The sequence below is a fragment of the Sulfurimonas sp. genome (assembly GCF_041563035.1).
Lineage (GTDB): Bacteria > Campylobacterota > Campylobacteria > Campylobacterales > Sulfurimonadaceae > Sulfurimonas.
In genome coordinates, this window is sequence record NZ_JBFFNS010000051.1 from 1 (window position 1) to 2,076 (window position 2,076).

Sequence of the window (2,076 nt, forward strand, 5' to 3'; positions counted from 1 at the left end):
CGTATCGCTCTTACTGGTCTTACTATGGCTGAGTACTTTAGAGATGAGAAGAACCTTGACGTACTAATGTTCGTTGATAATATCTTCCGTTTTGCTCAATCAGGTTCTGAGATGTCAGCACTTCTTGGTCGTATCCCTTCAGCTGTTGGTTACCAACCAACTCTAGCTCGTGAAATGGGTGCACTACAAGATCGTATTACATCAACTAAAAATGGTTCAATTACTTCTGTTCAAGCTGTTTATGTACCAGCGGATGATTTAACTGACCCGGCTCCAGCTTCTGTATTTGCTCACTTAGATGCAACAACAGTACTTAACCGTAAAATTGCTGAAAAAGGTATTTATCCTGCAGTTGATCCTCTAGATTCAACTTCAAGATTACTTGATCCACAAATTATTGGTGAAGAGCACTATAATGTAGCACGTGGTGTTCAGCAAACACTTCAAAAGTACAAAGATCTTCAAGATATCATTGCGATTCTTGGTATGGATGAACTTTCTGAAGATGATAAAAATGTTGTTGAAAGAGCTCGTAAAATTGAGAAATTCTTATCTCAGCCATTCTTCGTTGCAGAGGTATTTACAGGTTCTCCTGGTAAATATGTTTCTCTTGAAGATACTATTAAAGGTTTCAAAGGAATCCTAAATGGTGACTATGATGATATGCCAGAAAATGCATTCTACATGGTTGGTGGTATGGATGAGGCAATTGAAAAAGCTGCAAAGCAAAAATAACTCAAATATACTAAAGGACTGTAATGGATAAGTTAAAACTTGAAATCCTAACTCCTAATGGTGAAATCTTTAACGATGACGTCGTTAGTGTAACTCTTCCTGGTGAAGAGGGAGAGTTCGGTGTTTTACCACATCATGCTTCATTATCAACTTTGTTGGAAGCGGGTGTGATAGACATCGAAAAAGATGATAAATCAGTTGAGTCAATTTTAATAAACTGGGGTGTAGTTCAAGTTGACGAAGCCAAAGTAATTGTTTTAGTTGAAGGTGCTGTTGCTATTCGTGGAGATAATGAAAGCGATATTGCAAATGCACTTGAAGAAGCTAAACAGCTTATTAATGATATTGCAGATGCAAATCCTGCAATTGCCGCTGTTTCGGCAAAAATTGAATCAGCAGCTCAAAGATTATTATAGTCTATGATCAATAATCTCATAGATTTTTATCTTAAAAGCCACCCAGTAACTTTGGGTGTACTGGCTCTTTTGTCAGTATACTTTATAGTACTTAACTGGGTGTTTTTCTACCGCTTTTTTTCCATTAACAGTTGGCTTAAAATTGAAAGCAACTCTTTAGAGTCTCTTCTTTTAGGTGCATCAACTGTTAGTGATAATTCTTTTTTAAATAACTTCATAAAAACTAGTACTAATGTTAGTAAAGAGATATTGGACTTAGGTATGCTTGCTGCTACTAAAGAGGCAACAAAAGGTCTGTCTACACTCTCAATATTTGCATCTACTACGCCGTTTATAGGCTTGTTTGGTACTGTTGTGTCAATTTTAGACACCTTTACACACATAGGTCAAAGCAGTGGAAGTATGTCTATTATTTCTAGTGGTGTTTCAGATGCATTAGTCGCAACTGCAGCTGGTATATTTGTAGCAATTTTTGCATATACATATCACCAGGTTTTAAAAAGAAAATCATTCGAACTTGTTGGTTTCCTTCAGATGCAAAGCGATGCAGTATTAGCTAGAAAAGCTTAGTAATATGCTGTACGATTTTGAAGATAAACCAGAGCTAAATATTACTCCACTCGTGGACGTAATGTTAGTTTTACTAGCTATTTTAATGGTAATAGCTCCAAATATTATATATGAAGAGCAGATTAAACTACCTCAAGGCTCTATGAGTCAGCAACTATCTAAAATACCACCTGTGCATATTTCAATAGACAAAGAACTAAATGTTAAAATAAATAAAGACAATTATCAACTACATGAATTCATGGATAATTTTTTTCTTTATTCTAAAAAATTAGATTTAAAAGCTACTGTACTTATAAGTGCAGATAAAACTTTGGACTACGGTGTTGTAATGTCAGTTTTGGCTGCAGTAAAA

Annotated in this window: 4 protein-coding genes; all 4 read left to right on the top strand. The window is 35.3% G+C overall.

The window, feature by feature from the left end; genetic code table 11:
* On the top strand, positions 1-735 hold a 735-nt coding region (atpD, locus tag ABZC13_RS14245), incomplete at its 5' end, for a F0F1 ATP synthase subunit beta (protein ID WP_373005366.1).
* A gap of 23 nt (positions 736-758) precedes the next feature.
* Positions 759-1,151, top strand: coding sequence for an ATP synthase F1 subunit epsilon (gene atpC, locus ABZC13_RS14250; RefSeq protein WP_373005369.1), 393 nt, complete (start codon positions 759-761; stop codon positions 1,149-1,151).
* 3 nt (positions 1,152-1,154) lie between these two features.
* A complete protein-coding gene (locus ABZC13_RS14255) occupies positions 1,155-1,721 on the top strand; it encodes a MotA/TolQ/ExbB proton channel family protein (protein ID WP_373005372.1) in 567 nt (188 codons plus the stop codon).
* A gap of 7 nt (positions 1,722-1,728) precedes the next feature.
* The coding region (locus ABZC13_RS14260; RefSeq protein WP_373005376.1) for an ExbD/TolR family protein at positions 1,729-2,076 on the top strand (348 nt) is incomplete at its 3' end.